The sequence below is a fragment of the Streptomyces sp. LHD-70 genome, assembly GCF_031157275.1.
In the GTDB taxonomy this organism is placed as follows: Bacteria; Actinomycetota; Actinomycetes; order Streptomycetales; family Streptomycetaceae; genus Streptomyces.
The window spans coordinates 59,558-81,363 of the sequence record NZ_JAVIFW010000026.1 but is presented as its reverse complement, the minus strand read 5'-3'; the positions used below and the strand labels follow the sequence as shown (position 1 = coordinate 81,363).

The following is a 21,806-nucleotide window of genomic DNA, read 5'->3' as shown; positions in this document are numbered from 1 at the left end:
AGATCGGTCACACCAGGGGGCGAGAGGGCTTTCGCGAGCCACAGCGTGCGCATGGGCGTGCCGGCGCCCGTGGCAGGAGACGTAACCATCGCCAAGCGACAGCCGTTCGCTCTGCATGCATCAACCCGACCTGGATCACGCCGAATACGACCCGGAACAGGACCTCGCGCGGCAGCCGCTGCTCACCTTCACGGAGGCCCGAGAGCTCCTCGACCTCCTAGACGACGTCGCGCGCTCCCACGCGCCAACGGCTGTCGAGGCCCGTCGTCTGGCTCACCTCCTCGCGTATCGCGTACCCGAACGGCAGGACGCTGAAGGCTGATCTGTGGTGTCAGCTTTGGCCAGCGAGGGCGCTCTAGTAGGCGGTAGCGCCCATCGACCGTTGCCTCCCGAACTGCCTGTGTGCGGTGTCGGTGCTCGGTGACATGTTTCCCGGGCCCAAGCGGCATACGACGCGGCATTATGAGGATTCTGAGCGGGAGGGGTGCTTCGTGGCAGGACATATCTTCGTGGACGAGACCAAGGCACGCGGCTACGTCATCGCGGCCGCCGCGGTCCTGCCCCGCAACCTCAATGCGTCCCGGACTGCGCTACGAGGACTACTCCTCGGTGGCCAGAGCCGTATCCACTTCACCAAGGAGCGCGACTCCCGCCGGCGCACGATCCTCTCGCGCATGTCCGAGCTCGACGTGAGCGTCGACGTCTACGACGCGTCTGCCCTGGCCTCCGCGCGCGAGGCCCGCGCCGCGTGCCTGGATGCGATCGTCAGCGACGCGGTGGGGTGCCCGTAGTCCGCCAGGGTGAGGGCGGGTTGGTGCCTCCCCGGTCCAGGAGCCCGGGCCGCCTAGCGTGCGGACATGAACCCCACCCCGATGCCCGAGGCCTTGCGCCTCGCGGTTCACCAGCTCGTCTCCGAGGCCTCGCTGAACTGCCAGGAGGTCCTGCGCTACACCGAGCCCGACGTCGCCGACCGCTGGAGGCGGATGACGCTCTACCGCACCACGGACGCCGCGGACACCATGGACATGGCCGCCTTGCTCATCGCCGCCTACTGCGAGCGCGAGGGCATGCCGAAGGAGACCCTCGACACCTACCTCCAGGTCAACCAGCAGCACATCCGGGCTGCCGGACCACAGGAGTCCGACCGGCACGAAGCCGCCGGGCTGTGCGGCGATCCTGCCCCCGAGTCCGGTGATCCGGAGGCGCGGCTGCAGTTCTCCTGGGGGAGGGTGTTCGCGAAGCGCACCGGGACACCCGATGAGGAACCGCAGCGGCTGCTGACCCAGGCATGCCTGCACGGGCTGCGGGCCCGGCTCTGCGACGACGTCGACTCCCTCGACCGCCACCTGCCGCCGCACATCGCCGCCATGGCCCGCAAGGTCGCCGACGCATTGGAGATGCCACAGCCTGCCGTCACGTGAGGCCGGCCGCGCGCTCCTTGTCCGACCTTCCAGGGCGTATGGCACCACCGGCCAGCGTGACCTGGCGCTGCGGCTCCGCCTCTTCACGCAAACTCACACACCGCCAGCGCGCGCGAGCCTCCCGCGACTGGCTTGTTCGAATTTTCGTTCGATAATGTGAGTGTGGGAGGTGAGCAGGATGGCCAGTACAGGGAGCGTAGCGTCGGTGATGCACGTGCGTGTGCCTATCGGGCTGCCGGAGCCGACGTACCGCGAGGTTCTGGAGGTCCTCTCCGAGGTCTCCCCCGTCGTCCAGGCCGTGCCGCCGGGCGCGGCCGTGGTCGAGCTGCGGGGCGCGCTGCGTTATTTCGGTGTTCCGCCGCTGCGGCTGGCCGAGACGATCAGGGTTCGGTCGTTGGCTCGGCTGTCGGTAGATCTTCGGATCGGTCTCGCCCCCACGTGGGCGGTCGCGGCCACCGCGTCCGCGCTGGCACCGGAGCACGGCGGCATCGTCCTGGTCGAGCCGGACCAGGTCTCCGACTTCCTCGCGCCGCTGCCGGTCGAGGCGGTGCACGGGATCGGCCCGATGCAGGCGCGTGCGCTCAACACGTACGGAATCCACACCGTGGCAGCGCTCGCCGCCATGCCTCTGGGCACGGTCCAGCGTCTCCTGGGCGGCCGCGCGGGCCGGGTCGCCGCCGAGCGAGCGCGCGGGGTCGACCCGCGTCCCGTGACACCGAAGGCCTTGCCGATGTCGGCGGCGGTGCGGCACCGCTTCGCGCAGCAGGAACTCGACGGCGCCGCCGTCCGCGCTCGGCTGCTCGACCTGGTCGTCGAACTCGCGAGCACGCTGCGCCGGCGCGAGCAGATCGCACGCGGCCTCACGCTGCAGCTGGACTTCGCCGCAGGTACCCGCTGGTCCAAGACCTTGCGGCTGTCCGAGCCCTCTGCCCATGACGAGGACCTGCGCACGGCGGCCTACCGGCTGATGGACGCTGCAGGGCTGCAACGCGGCCGGCTCACCGGCCTGCTGCTGCGGGCCGATGACCTCGTCGGCGCGCATGCGGCCGCCGAGCAGATCACCTTCGATCGCGGACGGGAGATGCGACTGCGGGTCGAGTCGGTCGCCGACCGCGCCAACGCCCGATATGGGAAGGGGACCGTCGGCCCGGCCTCGCTGCTGCGCAAGGCGGCTTGATCACGATGGGATCCGAACAACCGCCGGCAGACCGGCTTTCCCAACTCCGGTTCCTGGAACGCGTGCAGACGCGGGACCTGGACCGCACGCGACGCTGGATCGCGGACGAGGAGCGCCGACGCACCGAGCGGGAACGCGGAAAGGCCGCCCGCCCCGCTCCCCCGGACTGGCTCCTCGAGCTCGGGCTGTCCGGCCGCTCCGCGATCTACGTGCACACCGGCGACTGCCACATGGCAGGCAAGCGGATCCGCCAGATCACGGCCGAGCAGGCACGCGAGGCCCTCCACCACGGCCCGGTCCCCGCCTGCAGCCACTGCCGCCCGGACACCGCCCTCGGCCTCACCGCCTCATGAGACTTTCGCGAATTCGTCCAATTCGCCTGCAGCCGACCGTGGGAGGCTCTCGACGTGCGCACGTATGAAGTACGAATCCGTTTCCGGGCCGACGGGCCGGCCGTGATCGGCTGGTGGACCGACAAGGCCGTCGCCGAGGCGAAGTTCACAAAGGACATCGGGCGCTACGGCTCCCAACCGGGCGTGATCATCACTCTGTCCGTCGAGGGCGACGGTGACGTCAGAGTGCTGGAGACCTGGACCAGCGGGCACGGCCGGACCGTTTCCTCATCCTAGGAAGGGCCGGCGCCGGTCGCGGTGTACTCGGGCGGCTGCCGGATGAGCCGCAAGCGCGTCTGGCCCATCGCCCTCTGATGAGGATCGGCGAAAACGGCCGGTGATGCTCTTCGCCTCAGTTGGTCAGTGGTTCAACTGAGTGGGGAATGTGGGGAGCGAGAGCGGGCGGGCCCGCCGACCGTCAGGTCGGCGGGCCCGGTGAATCAGTGACCGGCAGGTGTGCTCATGGCGTTCGCCGGATGGGGATCGGGTCGGTGGGGCCTGGAGGCACTGAAGGCCGGGCCGCTTCAGGGGTGGCCAACAGGGCGACGATGGTCACGGGTTGACGGCAGTGAGGGCATTCGCGGGTGGCGGTGGGTTCCATCGGGTCCCGTTCCTGGACTGTTCGGACGATGGGCCTGATGGTCTGCGGCCGTGGTTGCGGCGCCTGCGGCTCGACCGGTGCCGGGATGGGCCGGCTGACAGCGGGTTTCGGCGGCTCACCCAGACGCCGTGCCCGGTCCTGGTCCCGTGCCTCGTCTCGCCTTTTCCCCGCGGTGCTCCGGCACTGGGAACTGCAGTAGACCTTCCGCACGGTTTTCGGCGCCTGGAAAGAACTGTTGCAGACCGGGCAGTTCCGGCTCTCCTGCTCTTCCTCACTGTTCCGAGCGATATGGCGACATTCCTTCGAGCAGAAGACGCGGCGAGGACTGACCGTTGTGGTGAAGTCCTTCTTGCAGACCGGGCAGGTTCGCTCGACGGGGGTTTGCCGACGAGCGATTTCGCGGCAGGTTCGCGAACAGAAGACCTGCCGACTGGTGCTTCTCTCGACTGTGAAGACGGTTTCGCAGCCGGGGCATCGGCGGGCCAATTCGTCCTCCGTCTGGGGCGTTTCGACGGCGAGGTCAGGAGACACGAGAGTTCACCCCAGCTCGCATCGCTTCGGCCTGGTTCTGGTGCCCCCGCAGGCGATAGGAGGGGCCGTCGATGCCGGCGACCGCGGCCCGGTGCAGGAGCCGGTCCAGCATGGCGGCCGCGACCGTGGCGTCTCCGAACGCGCCGGCCCAGTCCGCGATGCCGACATTTGTCGTGAGGATCGTGCTGGATTTCAGATACCTCTGATTGATGACCTGGAACAACGCGGACGCCCCGTCCTCGGGCAAGGGGAGATAGCCCAGTTCGTCGATGATGAGGAGTTTCGGGCCAGCGAAGAAGTTCATGCAGCTCTTCCAGCGGCCTTCGAGAGCGGCTTTGTGGCACTTGGCCGCGAGTTCGGTTGCGGTGGTGAAGTAGACGCGATGGCCTGCTTCAACGGCGGCTCTGCCGAGAGCGACGGAAAGCATGGTCTTGCCGACGCCGGGCGGCCCGACGAACAACACGTTCGACGCGTCGTCGAGGAAACGCAAGGTGGCCAGATCGCGGATCAGCTTCTCATCGACGCCCGGCTGGGCAGCGAAGTCGAAGTCGTTGAGCGTCCACGGTTCCGGCAGGCAGGCGAACCGGAGACGGGCGGCGAGTTTGCGTGCCTCGGTGGCCTCGACCTCGATCTCAAGCAGTCGCTCCAGAGCCGCGGTGAGGGACATGCCTTCGGCTCTGGCCTGGTCACAGACCCGGTTCAGGGCCTCGGCGGCGTTGTTGAGTTTGAGGTAGGACAGGTGGCCCCGCAGCTGCTGGAAGCGTCGTGCTTCGCTCATCTGCATCGGCGTCGTGTTCACTCCGTGCTCTCCTCCTTGGGTGAGGGAACGCTCCGCAGCCGGTCGGCCACGGCGGCATAGTGGTTGAGGTCGATCACGACCCGCTCGGCCGGGTTCCCGGCCGCGGTCGGGTTGCCCCGCAGCCGTTCGGCCTCGGCCAGAGCGGCGTCCGAGAGGGGCTTGCGGACCTTGGTCTTGCAGGGCGCCCGGTCGGAGAACGCGGCCAGAACCTCGCGTTCCAGCGCGATGACGTGACCGGAGTCCCGCACTGTTTGCCCGGCGCCTTTAGGCGCCCGCCGGTGCCGGGCGATCACCGCTCGGCCCGCGGTGGCGATGCTCAAGTGGTCATCGCCCAGGCGGAGTTCGACGCTGACCTGGGCTCCCGGGAGGCCCGGCGGCACCGAGTAGAAGTTGCCTTCGAAGGCGACCAGGCTCTGCGGGCTGACGGTCCGCTCGACTTCGAGTTCCGCCGGGAATGGCCGGACGGGAAGGTCCAACAAGGGTTCGTAGGCGGCCAGTTCGCCGACGGTGACCTTGATGCCGTCGACGACGCGGCGGCGCTCGTCCATGCGGATGGCGAGTTTGTCGATGCCGGACTGGGCCTGCAGCATCGTCAACGCGTCTGGGACCGTCCGCCACCAGCGTTGAGCCGCCGAGTGGTTGGCCTTCTCCACCACTCCCTTGCGGTTCCCGCGGCGGGGCGGGCAAATGTCGACACCGGCGCCGTAGTACTTGGCGACCGCGGCGAACGCCGGCGTGACCTGGCCGCTGCTGGGATAGCAAACGGTCGACATGCGGTCGAACCGCCAACGTCGCGCGGTCCCGCCGAGCTTGCGCATGACCTGGTCCAGCGAGGCGACCAGGTGGGCGAAGTCCTCGCTCTCGGCCAGAACGGCCCGCCAGCGGCCGGAGTGAGCGAGGGCGCCGACCAGCAGATGCGCATGCGATCCGACATCCCAGGACGCGGGGGCGTCGGGCAGCTCGAGCCAGTCGAACTGGATCTCCTCGCCTGGCGGGTGGGCGATGACCGCGACGTTGCGGCCGCTGGCCGCATGGCATGGCTCGCAGTGCGGACGAACCTGATAGCGGCGAAGAGCCCGTGTGAAAGTCGAGTAACCGCCTTCATATCCAAGGGCTTTGAGCTCGTCGAACAAGGTCGAGGCCCACAGGTGCGGATCGTCGGCGAGCCGCTGCCGGCAGTAATCCAGAAACGGGACGAACGCGTCCGGGCTCTGCCGACGTCGGCCCGGCTCCTGTTCGCCGTTCAAATAGGCCCGGATGGTCTTCCGGTCACGACCCAGATGTCTCGCGATCGCCGAGATCGACCAACCCTGACGACGCAATGCATGAGCATCCACGTCTTCCTCCCGCGTGAGCATCCAGGCCCCCGAACAGGCCGAACACAGTGCCCACGCAGGCTCTCCGCAACTCAGTCACCCGAAGCCGACACACCGGACAAGGTCACACGAAGGGTGGGGAGATCAACTGAGCATGTTTGTCCCCAACACAGAGCGGATGGTGGGGAAGTTCAGAGAGCGCCATCACCTCGGCCAGGCCGTCCGCGCCCTGGCCGAGGGGGTCGAACCGTGCTCGCACTGCCGTACCGGAACCGACCTCGGTGTGCTCGACTGGCCGAGCCGTTCAGCCCTTGCTGCGGCGCAGCAAGCGGGACAGCAGCTGGCGGGGGCCGGATGCTCGTGGAGCTCGGGGACGCTTGGCCTCCGGGCTGGCGGCATTTCCCTGCGGTGGGACGCCGACCGTCGGCGGTGCGGACGGTGGCGGCGGCACAGCGGGTGGGAGAGGCACCGGCTGATCCTGTGCCTCTTCACCGCCGTGTCCTGCCGGCAACGGCGCACGGAGCGGCGGAACTTGTGAGGTCTCCGGTGCCGCGTGGTCTGGGGCGCTGACGTCCACGGCCGGCACCTCCCTCCGGGCGCGGGCCATCGGCGCGAGGTTCCGCTCGGCGGATCGTGTGGCTGCGGGAGGCTCTTCGCGCTGCGGGGGTTCGAGGACGTCATCGTCCTCGTCGGGATCGTCAAGTTCGGCGGGCGGTTCGGCGGCCCAGCGTCGGCGGAGCTCGGCGAGGCGCTGCTCGGGGGTGGACGGTGCGGGAGCCCCAGCCTGTGCTGCCGCATCGGTCGCCGCGTCTTCCTCCGCGTCCGCAGGGGCCGGCTCCGGATCGTGTGCTTCATCCGGAGTGAGGGATGTGCTGTGCGGATTCTTTTCGGGTGTGGGCTCCGGCGGCGTCGGCTGTGTGAAGGAGCCGGCCTCTTCCGGTTCCGGTTTCGCCGTCGGTGTGGGTTCTGCGGGCGGAAGGTCACGGGCGTCGCGAGGCGTGGGTTCGGGCTGCGTTCGTGTTGGCGTGGGGCGCGCGGGCCGTGGGGGTGGGGCGGGGAAGGTCTGGGTGGTGCCGTTGGTGCCCCAACGGGCCACCTGCCACGGCTCGTTGATCCACAGCTGGAGCTCGATCCGGCCCTGGACGTTCTCAGGCTTGGGGAAGAGCGACCAGTAGCCGTACCCGAGGAACTTCCCCGAGCGGGTGGTGGCGCCGATCCAGTCCGCGTCGTTGCTGCGGACGGTCACCTGCAGCGGCAGGCGGCGGCCGGCGACGAGGACCGGGTGCTGGGCGACGTACTTGACCACGTAACTGCGGTTGCCGGACTTGCCGTCGACGGCGCCCGCGGTCGACACCGGCCCCCACACCGCGTGCGGGATCGGCGCGGCGGTGCCGTCGATGAGGGCCTGGGCGAGCAGGTGGACGTCGTCGCGGCCGCGGCAGAACTCCGGCCATGCGATGTTTCTGCGTCCGCCGGGAACGGTGGCGGCGAACTGGGCCACGGCGTCAGGATCCTGGCCAAAGGCCTCCAGGAGTCGCACGATCCGCCGAGCCGACGCGATCGCCTTGCCTGCCTTCTCGCTCGTCTTCCCCTTGCCCGACCCGGTCGCGCTGCCCCCTGCCGGGGCACCTGGCCGGGACGGGCCGCCGCCTCGCGTGCCGGGGCGGCCGACGGGCGGGCAGATCAGCCGCCACTGCCCGCCTTTTCGGACCACGGTGTGGGAGTCCACGAGTTCCTTGCCGCGGCGCTCCAAGTCGTACAGGCAGCGCGGGCCGTGGTCCTGGCCCGGTTTCTTGGCGTAGTGCGACGACGTGGAGTCCGGGTCGTCGGCGTTGCCGTGGCGGGCATACACGGCAACGCCGCACTCCCAGCAGGTGAGCGGCTCCACGTACGGTGGGTGCGGCTTCACGTCGATCGCGTCCCGGTCGAACCTCAGTCCGCGGTCGTCCCTGACGTAGGGGATCCGCACCTTCCCCTTCTTCGCTGGCTTCGCCATGCCGCCCCCGGTGTTCTCCTCAATGATCTTGCCGTGGCCTCTGAAATGCGGGAAGCCTCTGTGGCTAGGCTGGCCCGCTCGTTCCGGGGCGCCGCAGCCTCTGCTGCTCCAGACGGCTGCTGGCCAGCTCAGGAAGATCAGCCAGGGCTTCGGGCAGGTCCTCGATGCCCTGCTGCGCATACCAGCCGCGGCACCAGCGCAGGACGGTGGCGCGGCTGATGCGCCACTCCGCACAGCACTGGCTCAGCACATCGGCGACGAAATCCAGGCTCAGGGCCTGCAGTACGGGGTCGACCGGCCAGCCGTTGAAGCCCGATGCCCAGGGATCACCCAGGTCCAGGGCATCGGCGAGGATCGCGTCGGCCGCCCGCCCCGGCCCCGACCCGCCATACCCCCAGTGGAATCCGCCGAGCGCCTCGGCGTCCTTCGCCGTGAGCTCGTACAGCACGCGGCCTCGCAGCTGCCGCTCGGTGGGCCCGGACTCCGTCGTCTCGACCAGAACGCGGCGCTTGGCTTCGCCAACATCATCGGTGTGCACCCCGTGGTAGGTGCGGTCCTGCTCCGTCATGTCTCCCCCTCCAGATCCAGCCTTGCCTCCCAGATGATCACATCCGGCGCCCCTGTGGCAGGCGAACTCAGCCCTGTCACAGAGCTGTTGGCGCCGTTCACGAGGAAAAGCAGCGACGTCGCTGCGTGCTGCCGCGCTTCGGCGCTGGGATCCGTGATGATGGGGGCCGCCGCGGAAGATCAGGCTACGGAGAGGGTGCGCCCATGGCGGTGGAAGCCGGCACACGGCGAGACGAGCGGGTCGCGGGCCGCGTGTGGACGGTGCGTCTGGACCCGTACGGCCGTCCTTCGGCAGGTGCGGTGAAGCTGTCCTGCTCGCGCCCGGCCTGCGCCGAGGAGCGCTTCCCGGGCGGGGCCGCCGCGGGACGCAAGGCCGCGGTCGCTCACGTCAATGGACACCTCGCTCACATCCGTGCGAGCGGCGGGCCGCGCCCAGCAGCGTGGTGTGCCTGCCGCGCCGCTGCCTGTGCCTGGCACACCCCCGATCCCGCAGCCGGACCTCGTAGCGGTGTGCCGGGGGCGGGTCCGTGCGGGGGCCCGGTGGTGCTGGCCGCGTACGCGGACCGGGCCGGGCGCCTGTGGCGGATCGCGGAAGTCTGCGCGCGGTGCGCGGCCGCCACCCCCGGCTGCCGGGTCCTGGACACCGCCCAGCCCGCACAGCACACCGCCCCGGCCGGGGAGCAGCGCGCGACGGCACCGACCGCGATCGACACGGGAGTTGGGCACGAGGGGGCGGTGGCGCTGTTCTCCGACCAGACCCGCTCCCCCACTTCCGGGGCGTCGCTTCCGCGTGCGCGTGCCGCGGCGCCCGCGGCCGCCGGGGCCCGGCCAGCGAAGCGGAAGGGCCCGCAGCCGCGGATCGCGCAGCGGATCGTGCCGCAGGACCTCGAGCCCGATGTCCTGCGCCTGGAGCTCATCGAGCTCGGGGACGCGTTCCGCGCCTATCAGCAGCGCCCTGAGCCCGACTTCTACTGTTGGCCACGCTCCACGAGCGCAAGGCGCGCGCGTTCGCGCTGTGGGCGCAGGTGAGCGGCGACAGCTCGCTGCGGCGGGAGGCCAAGCGCGCCGAGACGGCAGCGCAGACCACCCGGGAGATGCACATCAACCGCACCGCCCGCGCCTCCGGCGGCAACACGGCAGGCGAGGACCGGCCGGAGACGCAGGACAGGCCGGCGGCCGAGGACGGGCTGGTGGTGGAACGGCTGCTGACGCGAGGCCAGGCCGCGCACGCCCGCGCGGTGCTGGAGTACGTCGCCACGAACACGCCGTGCCCCGAGCCGGAAGTGCGCCTGGCGGTGCTCATGCTCGTCCTGCGTACCGCCCGCGCCGGCACCGGGAACCTCACCGGCCAGGACCTGACCGGCTGGGTCCAGGACGATGCCGCACGCGTTCTCGAGCAGCTGGTCGCAGAAGACTGGCTGCGCCTGCCCGGCACCGTCGCGGACGTGATGGCCTCCCGGCCCGAGGACCCCACCCCGATCACGGTCCCCACGTTGCTGCCTGAGCAGCCCCGGCCATTCAAGTTCGGCAAGAACAACCGCTCGAGGATCTCCGGTTGGGCCCAGAAAGTCGCAGGGGACCGCAAGCTCCGCAAGAAGAAGGCGGGCGCCGCCACCCGGCTCCTGGCGCTGTGCACCGCGGCCCACTCCCGCCCCGACGGCTGCCTCGGCTCCCTCCAGGACGGAGGACTGCCCCTGGACCGGGTCGCCGCGTTCTGCGGAGTCTCGCCCGAACACGTCGCCGAGCACGCCGACCTGCTGGTCACTGCGGACTGGCTCACCGAGACCGTCACCGACCAGGGCCAGCTACAAGGGCAGCTCACCGAACGCGCCCTGCCACTGTCGGCACTCCTTTGACGCGCTCCCCTGCCCGTACCGGACATCGGCCCTGAGCCTTCTGCCCGAACAAGCGATGCGCAGCGTGATCACCTTCTACGGGACGGGCGTCCGAGGTCGGCGCCCGAGCGCTGATGCCCCGGCACGTCACGAATCGTCGAGGTCCGAACCGTGTGAACTCCAAGATCGCGCGGTCGTGTGCGCGGCGTCGAACGCCTGTCGCACCTGCGGCATATCATCCCTGGATGTGGAGATCCCCGACGAACTGATCGAACTCGAACGCGCCGCCGAAGCCGCGCGTGAAGCACTCACCGGCCTGGACGGCGACGAGCACGCAGCCCAGTGGCAGCGCTGGTACGAGGCCGCCGTCGCCGTCCAGCACTCGATCAGCGAGCACGCCGCAGGAACCGACCGCTACGAACTCGAGATGGCCGTGAAGAAGGCCGTCCGACACCCACAGGCTCCGCCGGCCGCAGCCGCCTAAGAACCGCCTGCACCGCCCGCGCGTGCGTCGGGCACTGCGATTTTCCGCGGAATATCCGGCTCCCATACGACTGCCCCTCACGGCGGGCACCAGGCCATCTCTTCGGCTCGGCTTCCCCCGAGGAACGCCCGCGGCCACGTGCCACCCGAGGTGGCGACCGTCGCCGGGGCGCGCGTTGGCCGGTTTGTGGCCACCTCTGCGTGAGGCCGACCGAAACTGGTCATGAGATCAGTACGCTGAGGCTGCCGGAGCAGTGCAAGAGAGCATGTGCCATGACGTACAGCGGACGTTGCAACCTCACCATCGGTGATCACCGGCTCGAGGGCGTCGAGTATCTGTGGGGAGGCCCCGGTGTCCTATCCCTGGCCCACGGTGCAAAGTAGCTGAGACTGATCAGGGCCCCGGGGTGGCCGACGACGTCGCCCGCCTAGTCGGCCCAGTCCTCCCGAAGCTGCGGCGAAGTGACAAGTAGCTGGGAGCTTTGGGTTCTGCTCTCCCGGGTCGGTCTTTCCCCAGTAGCTTGCCGCTGGAAGACCTGACAGAAGGGGTGGAGCGGTGGCGAAACGGTGGGTCCGGTACGTGGTGCCGGTGATGGTCGAGGTCGATGTCGATGTCGACGACGACAAGGTGACCCGTGTGGTCACGCTGCCGGAGGAGGTCCGCGAGGACCGCGACGACATGGGCCACTTCCTCATCTACGACGAGGAGTTCGTCCGCCGGTCTGGTGACGACCAGTTCCAGGTTCACGCCTTCTGTGTGGGAGAACCGCGGTGGGCGGACGACCGATTCCGCGTCGGCGGCCCGTCGAACTGGCGCGGAACGCTGGGAGGCGAGCTTCGGTCTGGAGGAGTCTGACGACCGGTACGAGGAGATCAACCCGTACGAGCTGCGCGAGCGGTAAAATCTCGCTGGGCCCGCAAGATCACCGCCGTTTGCGGCTGGTGACAGCGTTCTTACCGGCACCCGTGGAAACCGGCGATAGGCCGCTGGCCACCGGGACAAGATCCATCTCAGCGCAGGCGGCCGGCCGGTCGGGAGGCCTTCAGTGGCCTGCCGGCGTCCGGGATACTGCTGCCTCCGGCGATCACGAATCCCCGATCGGCACGGGGGAGTTGGTGGCGGTATCGGGGCGGTACGAGGGCGGGCGGTCACAGGGTGAGGATCAGGACGGTTCTGAGGGCGGGTGCCGCCGTGCTGGCATGCGTGAGCGTGGCCAGCGGTGTAGTGCTGGTCGGGCTGGAGACGGCCGATCAACTGGCGAGCGTGATCGGGGGGACTTCAGGGGTGGCCGCGCTTGCGCTCGCCGGAGTCACCGCACGGCAGTCCGCATCCCGGCCGCCTGCCGCAGCGGAGGAGGGGCCGGTGGTCATCGGGCCGATCCCGCCGACGGCCGTGGCTTTCGAGCCGCGCCGGGCCCTGCGCGAGCGCATCGATGCCGCCCGTATCGCCGCATCCGGCGGGTCGGTGGTCCTCACTCAACTCCTTACCGGCGGGGGTGGGGTGGGCAAGTCCCAGCTGGCTGCCGCCTATGCCCGCGACGCCCAGACACGAAGCAGACACCGTCGACACCGGGTGGAGCTGGTGGTGTGGACCGACGCCGCCGGCCTCCAGGAGATCGTCGCCACCTACGCCCAGGCCGCCCGAACTCTGGCCGTCCCGGGAGCAGTGGGGGAGGAACCAGAGGCCGACGCGAGGGCGTTCGTCAACTGGCTGCACCACAGTGAACGGCGCTGGCTGGTCGTCCTGGACAACGTTGACAACCTCACCGAGACCGACCCGTGGTGGTGGCCCACCAGCGACACCGGACACGGGTGGGTGCTGGCCACCACCCGCCTGCGCGACGCCCGCATTACCGCCCAGGGCAACACTGTCGATATCGATGTCTACACCCCCGAGGAATCCGCCGCCTACCTCCGCCGCCGCCTCGCCGACGCCGGCCACGCCCGCCTCCTGGACGAGAAGACCGACGCCTTGTGCGAGGAGCTCGGGCATCTGCCGCTCGCGCTCGGCCATGCCGCCGCGTACCTGGTGAACGAGAACATCACCGCCACCGAGTACCTCCGCCGTCTACGGACCACCACCCTGGAGCGCGCGGTTCCCGCCGAAGGGCACGGCCGTGAGGTGGCCGCCACCCTGCTGCTCACCCTGACCGCGATCCGGGACCACGACGGGGACGGCATCACCCACCCGCTGCTCGGTCTCCTCGCACTCCTGGACCCGGCCGGCATCCCCGAACAGGTCTGCACCGCAGAACCCACCCTGGTCCACCTCACCGAACACCGGCAGCACGATGTCGAGCCTGACGGGGGCGACGGGACGCTCGGGCCTGTCACGGCCGAACAGGCACGCTCGGCCCTGCGGCTTTTGCACCGCTACAGCCTGATCACTCACGAAGACAACGGAGACGGCCCGGCAGCTATCCGCATTCACGCCCTGACCGCACGCGCCATCCGCGAACAAACCGCGTCCCACACCCCGGCTGCCGCCCGAGCTGCCGCCGATACCCTCGTGAACGTCTGGTGGAGGGAGACCCTCCTAGACCGCCGCGACCTCATCGCCACTCTCCGCGCCAACACCACGCAGCTGACCGCTCACTCAAGCACCGCTCTCTTGAGTCCCAACGCGCACCTCCTCCTGTTCGTTGCCGGTCGCAGCCTGACCGAGGACGGCTTGTACCGGCTTGCTGTCGAGTACTGGGCCCACCTGGCACGCGAGGGGGAGCGGTTGCTGGGGGAGGAGCACCGCGACACCCTCGTCGCCCGCAACAACCTCGCCAACTCCTACCGGGAGGCGGGGCGCACGGACGAGGCGATCGCGCTCGCAGAGGAAGTACATGCCGTGCACGCACGGTTGCTAGAGGACGAGCACCGCGACACCCCCCACATCGACGACATCCTCGCCAACCTCAACACCCTCGCCCTGTCCTACCTGGAGGCGGGGCGCACGGACGAGGCGATCGCGCTCGAAGAGCTGGTACTTGCCACCCGCGAAGAGTTGCGAGGGGAGGACCACGTCCAGACTCTCGACGCCCGCAACAACCTCGCCAGCTCCTACCGGGAGGCGGGGCGCACTGAGGAGGCGATCGCGCTCGAAGAGCGGGTACTTGCCACCCGCGAGCGTGTACTGGGAGAAAACGACCTTGCCACCCTCACCGCCCGCAACAACCTCGCCCACTCTTACAGCGCGGCGGGGCGCATGGATGAGGCGATCGCGCTCGAAGAGCGGGTACTTGCCGCCCGTGAGCGTGTACTGGGCCGCGACCACCCCGATACGATCGGCGCACGCGAAACGTTGGCGGTGTGGCGTGACATCTCCGGGCGTGAGTAGTTGCGGTACAGAAAGTGCCGCTGAGATTGATCTTGCTGAGGCTGGGCTACTTCGCGGGGGCTTCAAGCTGCCGGGGCATGGCTCCGGCGCGCAGTTCCCGCAGGTCAGGGATGTGGTTGTAGAGGGTGCCCGGGGAGACGCCGAGGAGTTTGGCGATCGATGTGATCGAGCGGCCGGGGTCGGGCAGCAGGTCGCGGGCGGCTTTGATGACTTCCTCGGTGGCGACGGTGGGGCGTCCGCCGATCCGGCCGCGGGAGCGGGCGGCGGCCAGACCCTCGTTGGTACCGATGATGATGAGTTCGCGGATGAACTCCGCGAGGGCGGCGAAGACGTGGAAGACGAGTCGGCCGCCGGGGGTGGTGGTGTCGAGGTTCTCGTGCAGCGAGGTGAAGCCGATTCCGCGGTCACGGAGTTCGGCGACCATGTTGATGAGGTCCTGGAGGCTGCGGCCGTAGCGGTCAAGTGAGGGGACCACGAGGGTGTCGCCGGCGTCGAGGAAGGCGTGGCAGGCCTTCAGCTCCGGGCGGAGCGCGTTCTTGCCGGACTTCTTGTCCGCGAAGATCTTCCGGCATCCTGCGGCGGTGAGTGCGTCGAGCTGTCGTTCGAGCTTCTGTCCGCCGGTCGAGACCCGGGCGTATCCGATCTTGATTTCGGTGCGGACGAGCGGTTCGGCGACGAGGAGGTCCGGCCCGTCGGCCGGTTCGGGGGCGGTCATAGCCCCGGATCATGTCAGAAAACGGTGGTCTCGGGTTGTTGAATGGCCCAGGTTTTTGAAGGGGTTTTTGAAGGCCCTGCGGGCTCCGGGCGGTTCCCCGCAGCGATCTTCAGAAAACGACTCGTCCTTCTTCCCGTGCAGGAGCGCGTCCATCCAGGCGACCAGGGCGTCGTCGAGGTCGCGGCAGGAGGCGTCAACGGCTGCGGCCAGCCGCTCCGCGGCCCACCGCCGTGCCCACCTTCAGGAAGACCGTCGACGACTTCCGCGAGTCGGGCCGCGAGGAACGTCCCGAGCGACGTGACGTTCTCGGAGCGCAGGTCGTCGGAGAACTCGAGGACGAGCGCAGGGGCTCGCAGCACGCTTTCCTCGAGGAGACGCAGATCAGGTACGGGCTCGGGGGTCACGGTCTGCTCCCTTCCGGCCCTGACATACCGTCCTGACCGTTGTGTCCAACACTGGCAGGCTAGCGAGGTGAAGGGCGTCGGCGGGACGGAACCTTGAAGGCTCACCCCCAGAGTCTGCGGGTGAACTCCCTTGCCCATTCGGCCCGTTCGGTGTGCATTCCGTTCGGCGTGCACTGGGTGTTGGGCCCGGCGCGACACCGGGGACATGTGACCTCCTCGGCGCTCCAGGTGCGCACTGCCGAGCCCGCGGTCCCTCGCGCTTCCCGTTCCGCCCGGCGCCGACGAGGGGGCCGAATTTCGGCCGGGGCTGGCTGCGGGGCCTGGCGCGGGGGTTCGTCGCTGAGGGCTGCCGGCTTCTCGGGGCCGCCGCGGTCGATCCTCTGCAGGACGCTCAGCAGGCGTTCGTTGTGCGGCAGTTGCCGTTTCTCGCCGGGGCCAAGCCGATCGTCGTTGGCGCACAGTTTCGTCGGGCCCGCATCGCAGCGCGGGCACACCTCGCTGTACCAGTCGCCGCGTGGCACCTGATGGTGCAGCCGGCTGGTCGGCTTCTTCCGCTCCTTCTGCGTCTCCTCCCCGTTGGCCTTCTGCGCCTCCTGGACACGACGTTCCAGGCCGGCCTCTCGCTCCTTGCTGACCAACGGCATCGGCTCGGCATGCCCCGCGACTGGCTTCCGGGCCTTCTGCTGTTGCTGGGCCAGCTTCTGCGCGGCTTTCCGTTCATCCACGATCGGCCGCAGCCGCTCATTGTGGGGGTCCTGGCGCGCCTTTCCCTTGTCAGGCCCGTCGACGAGAACACAGTTCTCGCCCTGGTCCACGAGACAGCGCGGACAGCTCCGCTTGATCCAGTTCCGGCGCGCCACCTGCCGGGATAGCGGAGCCTGAGGCCCGTTGGCCGCACGGCTCTTCCAGACCTCCACACGACGCGTTTCGCCACGCGTCAGCCGATCTCCGGCCAAGGCCGCGAACCGCAGAAGCCCCTCCACCTGGGGGCGCAGATCGGAGGTGTACGCGTCGTACCCCCGCAGGGCGTACAGGGCGCTGCGAGTGCGAGAGGCTGCCGTCTTCTGCTCCTTCTCAGTGGCAGCTTCCGCTTCGACTGCTTCCCGCGTTTGGTCGTCCAAGCTCGCGAAGTACCTGACCGCCCGCTCGTAGACGACGGCCTCGGCGTCCGTGCGATCCTCCGCGGCGGTCGCGTTGATGCGGATCAGAAGCCTGCGTACCTGCCCAGGCTTCTGATCCGCCACTGCCTTCTTCAGCTTCGCGAACAACCCGCGGCGTGCGTCGTCCTGTTCGACCAGCCAGACCTTCGCGTGGCGAACCGCGGCCTCGAGCTGCTCGCGGAGCTCCCCTTCCACACCCGTCAGGTCTTCGATCTCCAGGCACACCTGCTTCGCCAAGGAAGCGGACTCGATCCGACGCGCATACACCAGCCGGCGCAGCAGCGCCTGGGCGCGCGCCTCCGGCGCCGGTACCTTCTTCGTCTTGCCGGGCGCCCACAGCGTCGGGCGCGGCGCGTTGTGGCCTTCGACGACTTGTTCCACCGCGGGCGTTGACAGCCCGCGCTCGGTCATCTCGCACTCGTCCAGGGCGAACCACTCGGTCGGCCTGGCGAACGCCTCGGTTCCGACTTGCACGTGGCGAGCGGTTCCCACGCTGCCCAGGCGGATCCTGTGTACGTACCAGCGGCGGATCAGCGTCTCCCGGTCGACCGGCACCATCGTCCCGAGGACCGGCTCCGCATCGTCATCCCACACTGGCGCCACCGCCTGGTCCAGGTGCACCCGCAGAGCTCCTCGTGGCCAGCGGATGTCGACGACGGAGCCGAGCGGCGCCCCGCCGGGGCGGCTGTACTCGATGCTGGCCTGCTCTCCGTGGTGGGCGAGCCAGGCCGCGGCCGCCGACTTCACGTAGAGGTGGTCGGCGCTGTTCACGCCGCGGGCGCGGCGCCCGCACACGTGCGGCAGCCCGTCCGGGTCCGGGTGATGCGCGAAGTGGCAGGCTCTGTCCGTGTAGAGCTTCGTGGTCAGCTGGCCGCCACAGCCGCCGAGCAACGTCCCGCACCAGAAGGTGTTGCTCTCGTGGGCATGGCGGAAGGCGTCCAGGGCGATCGCCTCCATCGGCAGCATCAGCGGCTCATCCGAGTCCGCGCTGCCCAGCACCGCCGTCTGAATCCGTCGCCTGTCCCGCACGCACTCCCCCATCCCCGTCACTGCCAACTCATCGTGAAACCAGCGCAGTTCACTGGGCCAGGGCAGCTCCCGGCTCATGCCGGACGCGCTGCCCCAGCCGGAAGTGCGCCTTGCGTACGCTCCGGCCCCCGTTGATGCTTGCCCATCGGTGGACCCGGGACATGCAGTGCTCACCGCAGACCTTGTCGACAGCGTCGACTGCTGCCCGGTTGGTCATGATCTCGCGTGCGTAGGTGGGCCTCAGCGTCTTCTCGCCCGCGCCTTCTGCACTCCCTGCCCTCTTGTGCGCCACCTGCTGGCCCCGCCTGCGTGCCTGACAGAGTCGGCGTGAGCCCCCGTCGTATCTCTCATGATCCACGCGGGGACGGACATGTGGAGGGGGATCTACGCCACGTCCCTCACAGTGGGAGACGGTCTGTAACTCCGGTCCGGCGTACGGGATTCGGTACCCGGCAGACGGAGTGGCCTGCCCAGAGGGAGCAGTGGGGTGTCCGCGCTCTCGACGGAGCGGACTTCTCCGGTTCAGCCGGCCCACATGAACGACAGCGGCGTGATCCGCATCGTCAGCGGGTTCACGAACATCACGAGCAGCCCGTACTCACCGAAGGCGGCCTCGCGGGTGAGCTTGTCGTCGATGCCGTGGGGCTCGGTCACGGCGTACGGGTCAGCCTCGAGTGCGTCGAAGAGATCAAGGAGCGCAAGTTGGGCGTCGACGGGCAGGTCGAGGATGGCCTGCATGGTGTGCTCGGTACGGGAGATGCGCCAGTTCACGCGGCGCCGCTCTGTCGGCGCAGGGCGCGCATGTTGTCGCGCCACGCGTCGAACTGCTCGGCCGACTCGAGGGTTTCTTGGTGCTCGGCGGGCAGAGTGCCGGCGCTTTCGAGTTGGGCTCGCGCTTCCGCGATGCGCGGGGCGTCCACGGTTACCCAGCGCTCTGCGAGGCGCTGCCACTTGGCGATGATCTGGTCGAGTTCGTGAAGCGGGGCGAGGTGCACCTCGCGGAGCGCCTTCTGCCTCATCTCGGGGGAGGGCAGGGCGTGGATGATGGTGTCGATCGTCCAGTCGTGGCCGCTCACCGTGTGCTCCCTTCGCGGCGAAGCAGTATCAAGTGGCCTTGATACTGCCAACCGTAGCGTTCCCATACGGGCGCAGGGCAGTGCTCGACGAAGGTGCCTGTGCCGGTACGGGGAATGAGGGGGCGGGCTGGCGCAGTCCGGGTTGGCCGCGGGTGGCCGAATGGCGTGGTGGTGCTTGCGGAGGCAGTGCTGGGTATAGTCCGGGTATCTACTCAGGCATGTGGGGCCCCGCCGTTTTCGGCGGGGCCCCACATTTTTGGGTTCAGGCGACCTGCAGGGTGGGGCCGACTCCTTCGGAGGGTGGCGCCACGGTGTAGCGGGGCAGGTTCAGGTTGGGCAGGATGCCGGCCTTAATGTCCGCGAGGGCCTGGCGGAAGGCCTTCTCCATGTCCTCGTGGCTCTCGTACTTGGCCGCGAGCGGGTGCAGGCGGTAGCTGTTACCTCCACGTTCGCCGCCTTCGGGGCGGATGACGAGGGCAAGGTCGCACAGCTGTGACATCAGGGCGCTGATGGCCTGGGGAGTCTTTCCGTGGTACTCGCGCGCCATGTCGACCTGGCGTACGGGCAGGTGGCCGCCGAAGTCGCTGCGGGAGATGAGGTACTGAAGGAACTTGACGGCACTGCCGGACAAGGGCAGTGCCCAGATGCGTTCGGCGACGATCGGGGACAGGACCTGTGCCATCAGCGTTCCCCTTTCCGGGCGGTGTGCGGTGCGGTCCAGTATCGCTGCTGTATCACCCGGCGCGCTCCTGCCTGTGCTCGGCGCCGCCGTCCTGGTCGAAGTCCATGGGCAGCTGCTCCTGCCTGAGGACCGGCCCGACGAACTGGCCGAAGGACTGTGGGGTGTTCCCGTGGTCCTGTTCGATGCCGGCGATGGCGTCCTGCTGGGCGGTGCTGTTGCCGTTGAACCAGAGCTTCACGTTCATGCGGATCTGGCCGTTGGCGTAGCGCTCGAGCCAGCCGTACTCGCACAGGGACTTCACGGCACGCGTGACGGTGGAGCGGCTGATCTGGGTGGCGCCCTTGGTGCGGCGGGCCTCGCGGTTGAGGCCGTCGGTGATCTCCTGCTGGGTGTAGTGCGTGATTCCGGTGCCGCGCATCTGGCCGCCGGCGATGTACAGGAAGACGCACATTTCGCTCTTCGTGACGCGCTTGGCGACGGCCAGTTGGGCCAGGAACTGCACGAACCAGTTGCTGGTGATGCTGTAGCCGGCGTCGCCGGCCATGTCGTGCACGGTGCGCGGGTCGTGGTCGTACTCGAAGGAGACGCCTTTGAGCTTGCGGCGCCTGCCCTTGTTCTGGTCCTCGACCGTCTCGCCGAGCTGCTGGCCGAGCACGGTCAGGATGTCGTCGAGTCCGAGGTCGGACGATTGGGCGGGGATGACGCGCGGACGGTGGTACTCCACCTCCGGCGGATCAGAGGTCACAGTGGCTCCCTTTCTACTCAGGCGGAGCCGACACTACCCCAAAAGACAACTGCTACTTGTGTTTTGACGCGCCGTCGCACACGCCTGAGCGCTGCACGACTGCAACAGCGGCCACGACCCTCAAAACTAAACTCCTACTTGACTTCCTCGGCATGGGTGCGCCATTTCTCAAGCCCTGTTTGTCTTTCGGTGTCCTCGAGGGCACAGTCCGACCTCTGCACGGGTGCCGAGTTACCTCCCCCCGCTCTCACCTGACCTGCGGAAACGCCTACACCAGGAAAGTCAACTGTCCCTTGAGTTTCAGGTCGAGTTGTCGGCTCTCCGGCACACCAAAGCACGCCAAATGTGTCGGCCACGACACAACGGTTTCCGCGTTTCCGCAGGTCAGAGAGCAAATCAGGCGCGGCGCCTCTTGTAGTTAAGAGGATCCTCTACCAACCGTCGCCACTCGACCTGTTCCCCCCTGCTCCTTCGAAGGGGCCCCAGCACCACACCATGTTGACGGCATCCGATCTCCCTCGCCCGTACTTCCTCAGCCCTCGAAAGTCAGCCACGACGTACCGGCACTCGACGTCCTACCCGCCACGTGTGTCTCCATCAGCCCCTTCCCAGGCTCAACCACGCTTCGAATTTCCGACCCACCAAGTTGCTGCAGTCGCCAGCGGTGTTGCCGTCCCCGACGGAGCCTCCGGAGGCCCCCAGGGCCGTAGGTGGCTCCGGCCCTGGGCGTACAAGAGGGCACCGCAGTCGAGCTCAGGACACAGGTTCGTGGCGACGTCGGGCTCCGGGGCGAGGACAGCCATCGGTGATAGCGAGCTCCAAGTAGTCGTACGACGCGAAGCCAGGCACCACGCGTCACTCAGGCGGCGAAGCCCACGTTGGTGACGTACTCGTACTGGCCCCACTGCGAGCCGAGGTCGACGAGGTGGTCGGTCCACGCTTCGTCGAGGGCCTGGCCGTCCTCTTCCTCCCAGGCCTGCACCACGCGGTCCCAGCGGTGGATGTTCAACGACCGGTACTCGGCTACTCGTTGAAACGGCCTGGGTACCTGGGACTGGTTGATGGGGTGTATCTCCACGCGGGTGCCGCGGCCGGATCGGTTGAGCCAACCCAACAGGTAGCGAGCAACGTTGCGACGCCTCACCACGGTGTAGGCGGCCTCGATTCTGGCCAGGTTCTTCTTCGACGGACGGCGCTTGCCGTCCTGCCAGGCTTTCAGAGTGCGGTCGGTGACCGTGAGGCCAGCCTCCCTCGCGGCGGAGCGGGCGTGCTCGGTACAGGTCAGGTATGCCAGCCGGGCCTGCAGGCCACGCTGCGCCGTGATCGGGGTGGCGATGCCGCCGGCGAGTTGGTCGAGCTGTCGGGCAACGGCGTGACTGCCGCGTATGCCGCGGGCGCCGAACTTGCCGAAGTCTTGAGTGTGCTCAGGCACGGGATCTCCTCTCGTTCATGAATCCGTGTGTGGCCCTTTGAGGGGCGATCGACGCATCCGGGGTGGATGTGGTCGGAGGTGTGGGTGATCGTTGATCTACGGGCAGCCAGAGGGCCT

23 protein-coding genes are annotated in these 21,806 nt (G+C 68.8%); 11 read left to right on the top strand and 12 right to left on the bottom strand.

What is annotated here, in order from left to right; translation table 11 throughout:
• Window positions 1-115 precede the first annotated feature (115 nt).
• The 6 genes from RCO28_RS34610 to RCO28_RS34585 all read left to right on the top strand — a co-directional run bounded on the left by RCO28_RS34610 (window position 116) and on the right by RCO28_RS34585 (window position 3,227).
• Window positions 116-322, top strand: coding sequence for a hypothetical protein (locus RCO28_RS34610; protein WP_308945327.1), 207 nt, complete (start codon window positions 116-118; stop codon window positions 320-322).
• Window positions 323-491: 169 nt separating this feature from the next.
• Window positions 492-791 (top strand): hypothetical protein, encoded by a 300-nt coding sequence (locus RCO28_RS34605; protein ID WP_308945326.1) that lies wholly within the window; start codon window positions 492-494, stop codon window positions 789-791.
• A 66-nt stretch (window positions 792-857) separates the two neighbouring features.
• Window positions 858-1,421: a hypothetical protein gene (locus RCO28_RS34600; RefSeq protein WP_308945325.1), complete on the top strand. Its 564-nt coding sequence runs from the start codon at window positions 858-860 to the stop codon at window positions 1,419-1,421.
• A gap of 208 nt (window positions 1,422-1,629) precedes the next feature.
• The gene (locus RCO28_RS34595; RefSeq protein ID WP_308945351.1) at window positions 1,630-2,598 is read left to right on the top strand and encodes a hypothetical protein; all 969 of its coding nucleotides are present in this window, start codon (window positions 1,630-1,632) and stop codon (window positions 2,596-2,598) included.
• 5 nt (window positions 2,599-2,603) lie between these two features.
• Window positions 2,604-2,951, top strand: coding sequence for a DUF6233 domain-containing protein (locus RCO28_RS34590; protein ID WP_308945324.1), 348 nt, complete (start codon window positions 2,604-2,606; stop codon window positions 2,949-2,951).
• A 54-nt stretch (window positions 2,952-3,005) separates the two neighbouring features.
• Window positions 3,006-3,227 carry a hypothetical protein gene (locus RCO28_RS34585; RefSeq protein ID WP_308945323.1) on the top strand — a complete coding sequence of 74 codons (222 nt, stop codon included), beginning with the start codon at window positions 3,006-3,008 and terminating at the stop codon, window positions 3,225-3,227.
• Window positions 3,228-4,111: 884 nt separating this feature from the next.
• On the opposite strand, the gene istB is transcribed toward RCO28_RS34585, so the two are convergent.
• The 4 genes from istB to RCO28_RS34565 form a co-directional block, all read right to left on the bottom strand.
• A complete protein-coding gene (gene istB / locus RCO28_RS34580; protein ID WP_308945322.1) occupies window positions 4,112-4,921 on the bottom strand; it encodes an IS21-like element helper ATPase IstB in 810 nt (269 codons plus the stop codon).
• The gene (locus tag RCO28_RS34575; RefSeq protein ID WP_308945321.1) at window positions 4,918-6,258 is read right to left on the bottom strand and encodes an IS21 family transposase; all 1,341 of its coding nucleotides are present in this window, start codon (window positions 6,256-6,258) and stop codon (window positions 4,918-4,920) included. The genes istB and RCO28_RS34575 overlap by 4 nt, the downstream gene beginning before the upstream one ends.
• Window positions 6,259-6,541: 283 nt before the next feature.
• A complete protein-coding gene (locus RCO28_RS34570) occupies window positions 6,542-8,233 on the bottom strand; it encodes a hypothetical protein (protein WP_308945320.1) in 1,692 nt (563 codons plus the stop codon).
• A 64-nt stretch (window positions 8,234-8,297) separates the two neighbouring features.
• The gene (locus RCO28_RS34565) at window positions 8,298-8,801 is read right to left on the bottom strand and encodes a DUF6166 domain-containing protein (RefSeq protein WP_308945319.1); all 504 of its coding nucleotides are present in this window, start codon (window positions 8,799-8,801) and stop codon (window positions 8,298-8,300) included.
• Between the two features lie 539 nt (window positions 8,802-9,340).
• Here RCO28_RS34565 and RCO28_RS34560 point away from each other — a divergent pair.
• The 5 genes from RCO28_RS34560 (at window position 9,341) to RCO28_RS34540 (ending at window position 14,446) form a co-directional block, all read left to right on the top strand.
• On the top strand, window positions 9,341-9,829 hold the full coding sequence (locus RCO28_RS34560; RefSeq protein ID WP_308945318.1) for a hypothetical protein: 489 nt from the start codon (window positions 9,341-9,343) through the stop codon (window positions 9,827-9,829).
• On the top strand, window positions 9,775-10,656 hold the full coding sequence (locus RCO28_RS34555) for a hypothetical protein (protein ID WP_308945317.1): 882 nt from the start codon (window positions 9,775-9,777) through the stop codon (window positions 10,654-10,656). Before RCO28_RS34560 ends, RCO28_RS34555 begins: the two co-directional genes overlap by 55 nt.
• A 226-nt stretch (window positions 10,657-10,882) precedes the next feature.
• The gene (locus tag RCO28_RS34550) at window positions 10,883-11,119 is read left to right on the top strand and encodes a hypothetical protein (protein ID WP_308945316.1); all 237 of its coding nucleotides are present in this window, start codon (window positions 10,883-10,885) and stop codon (window positions 11,117-11,119) included.
• Window positions 11,120-11,710: 591 nt separating this feature from the next.
• A complete protein-coding gene (locus RCO28_RS34545) occupies window positions 11,711-11,974 on the top strand; it encodes a hypothetical protein (protein WP_308945315.1) in 264 nt (87 codons plus the stop codon).
• Between the two features lie 354 nt (window positions 11,975-12,328).
• Window positions 12,329-14,446, top strand: a complete 2,118-nt coding sequence (locus tag RCO28_RS34540; protein ID WP_308945314.1) for a tetratricopeptide repeat protein — start codon at window positions 12,329-12,331, stop codon at window positions 14,444-14,446.
• Window positions 14,447-14,492: 46 nt separating this feature from the next.
• On the opposite strand, the gene RCO28_RS34535 is transcribed toward RCO28_RS34540, so the two are convergent.
• From RCO28_RS34535 to RCO28_RS34500, 8 genes are all read right to left on the bottom strand, one after another.
• Entirely contained in the window at window positions 14,493-15,161 is a 669-nt protein-coding gene (locus RCO28_RS34535; RefSeq protein WP_308945313.1) for a recombinase family protein, read from the bottom strand.
• 14 nt (window positions 15,162-15,175) lie between these two features.
• Window positions 15,176-15,565, bottom strand: a complete 390-nt coding sequence (locus tag RCO28_RS34530) for a hypothetical protein (RefSeq protein ID WP_308945312.1) — start codon at window positions 15,563-15,565, stop codon at window positions 15,176-15,178.
• Window positions 15,566-15,666: 101 nt separating this feature from the next.
• Window positions 15,667-17,832, bottom strand: a complete 2,166-nt coding sequence (locus RCO28_RS34525) for a hypothetical protein (protein WP_308945311.1) — start codon at window positions 17,830-17,832, stop codon at window positions 15,667-15,669.
• A 444-nt stretch (window positions 17,833-18,276) separates the two neighbouring features.
• Entirely contained in the window at window positions 18,277-18,525 is a 249-nt protein-coding gene (locus RCO28_RS34520; RefSeq protein WP_308945310.1) for a hypothetical protein, read from the bottom strand.
• On the bottom strand, window positions 18,522-18,830 hold the full coding sequence (locus RCO28_RS34515) for a hypothetical protein (RefSeq protein WP_308945309.1): 309 nt from the start codon (window positions 18,828-18,830) through the stop codon (window positions 18,522-18,524). Before RCO28_RS34515 ends, RCO28_RS34520 begins: the two co-directional genes overlap by 4 nt.
• A 262-nt stretch (window positions 18,831-19,092) precedes the next feature.
• Window positions 19,093-19,512 (bottom strand): hypothetical protein, encoded by a 420-nt coding sequence (locus RCO28_RS34510; protein WP_308945308.1) that lies wholly within the window; start codon window positions 19,510-19,512, stop codon window positions 19,093-19,095.
• Between the two features lie 52 nt (window positions 19,513-19,564).
• Complete coding sequence (locus RCO28_RS34505) at window positions 19,565-20,257, bottom strand: hypothetical protein (RefSeq protein ID WP_308945307.1); 693 nt, start codon at window positions 20,255-20,257, stop codon at window positions 19,565-19,567.
• Between the two features lie 859 nt (window positions 20,258-21,116).
• Window positions 21,117-21,689 carry a transcriptional regulator gene (locus RCO28_RS34500; RefSeq protein ID WP_308945306.1) on the bottom strand — a complete coding sequence of 191 codons (573 nt, stop codon included), beginning with the start codon at window positions 21,687-21,689 and terminating at the stop codon, window positions 21,117-21,119.
• Window positions 21,690-21,806 lie beyond the last annotated feature (117 nt).

Coding starts and splice junctions, on each gene's coding strand:
- RCO28_RS34510 (WP_308945308.1), bottom strand. CDS start 19,512: ATGGCACAGGTCCTGTCCCCGATCGTCGCCGAACGCATCTGGGCACTG.
- RCO28_RS34535 (WP_308945313.1), bottom strand. CDS start 15,161: ATGACCGCCCCCGAACCGGCCGACGGGCCGGACCTCCTCGTCGCCGAA.
- RCO28_RS34590 (WP_308945324.1), top strand. CDS start 2,604: ATGGGATCCGAACAACCGCCGGCAGACCGGCTTTCCCAACTCCGGTTC.
- RCO28_RS34595 (WP_308945351.1), top strand. CDS start 1,630: ATGCACGTGCGTGTGCCTATCGGGCTGCCGGAGCCGACGTACCGCGAG.
- RCO28_RS34570 (WP_308945320.1), bottom strand. CDS start 8,233: ATGGCGAAGCCAGCGAAGAAGGGGAAGGTGCGGATCCCCTACGTCAGG.
- RCO28_RS34525 (WP_308945311.1), bottom strand. CDS start 17,832: ATGAGCCGGGAGCTGCCCTGGCCCAGTGAACTGCGCTGGTTTCACGAT.
- RCO28_RS34610 (WP_308945327.1), top strand. CDS start 116: ATGCATCAACCCGACCTGGATCACGCCGAATACGACCCGGAACAGGAC.
- RCO28_RS34600 (WP_308945325.1), top strand. CDS start 858: ATGAACCCCACCCCGATGCCCGAGGCCTTGCGCCTCGCGGTTCACCAG.
- RCO28_RS34545 (WP_308945315.1), top strand. CDS start 11,711: ATGGTCGAGGTCGATGTCGATGTCGACGACGACAAGGTGACCCGTGTG.
- RCO28_RS34565 (WP_308945319.1), bottom strand. CDS start 8,801: ATGACGGAGCAGGACCGCACCTACCACGGGGTGCACACCGATGATGTT.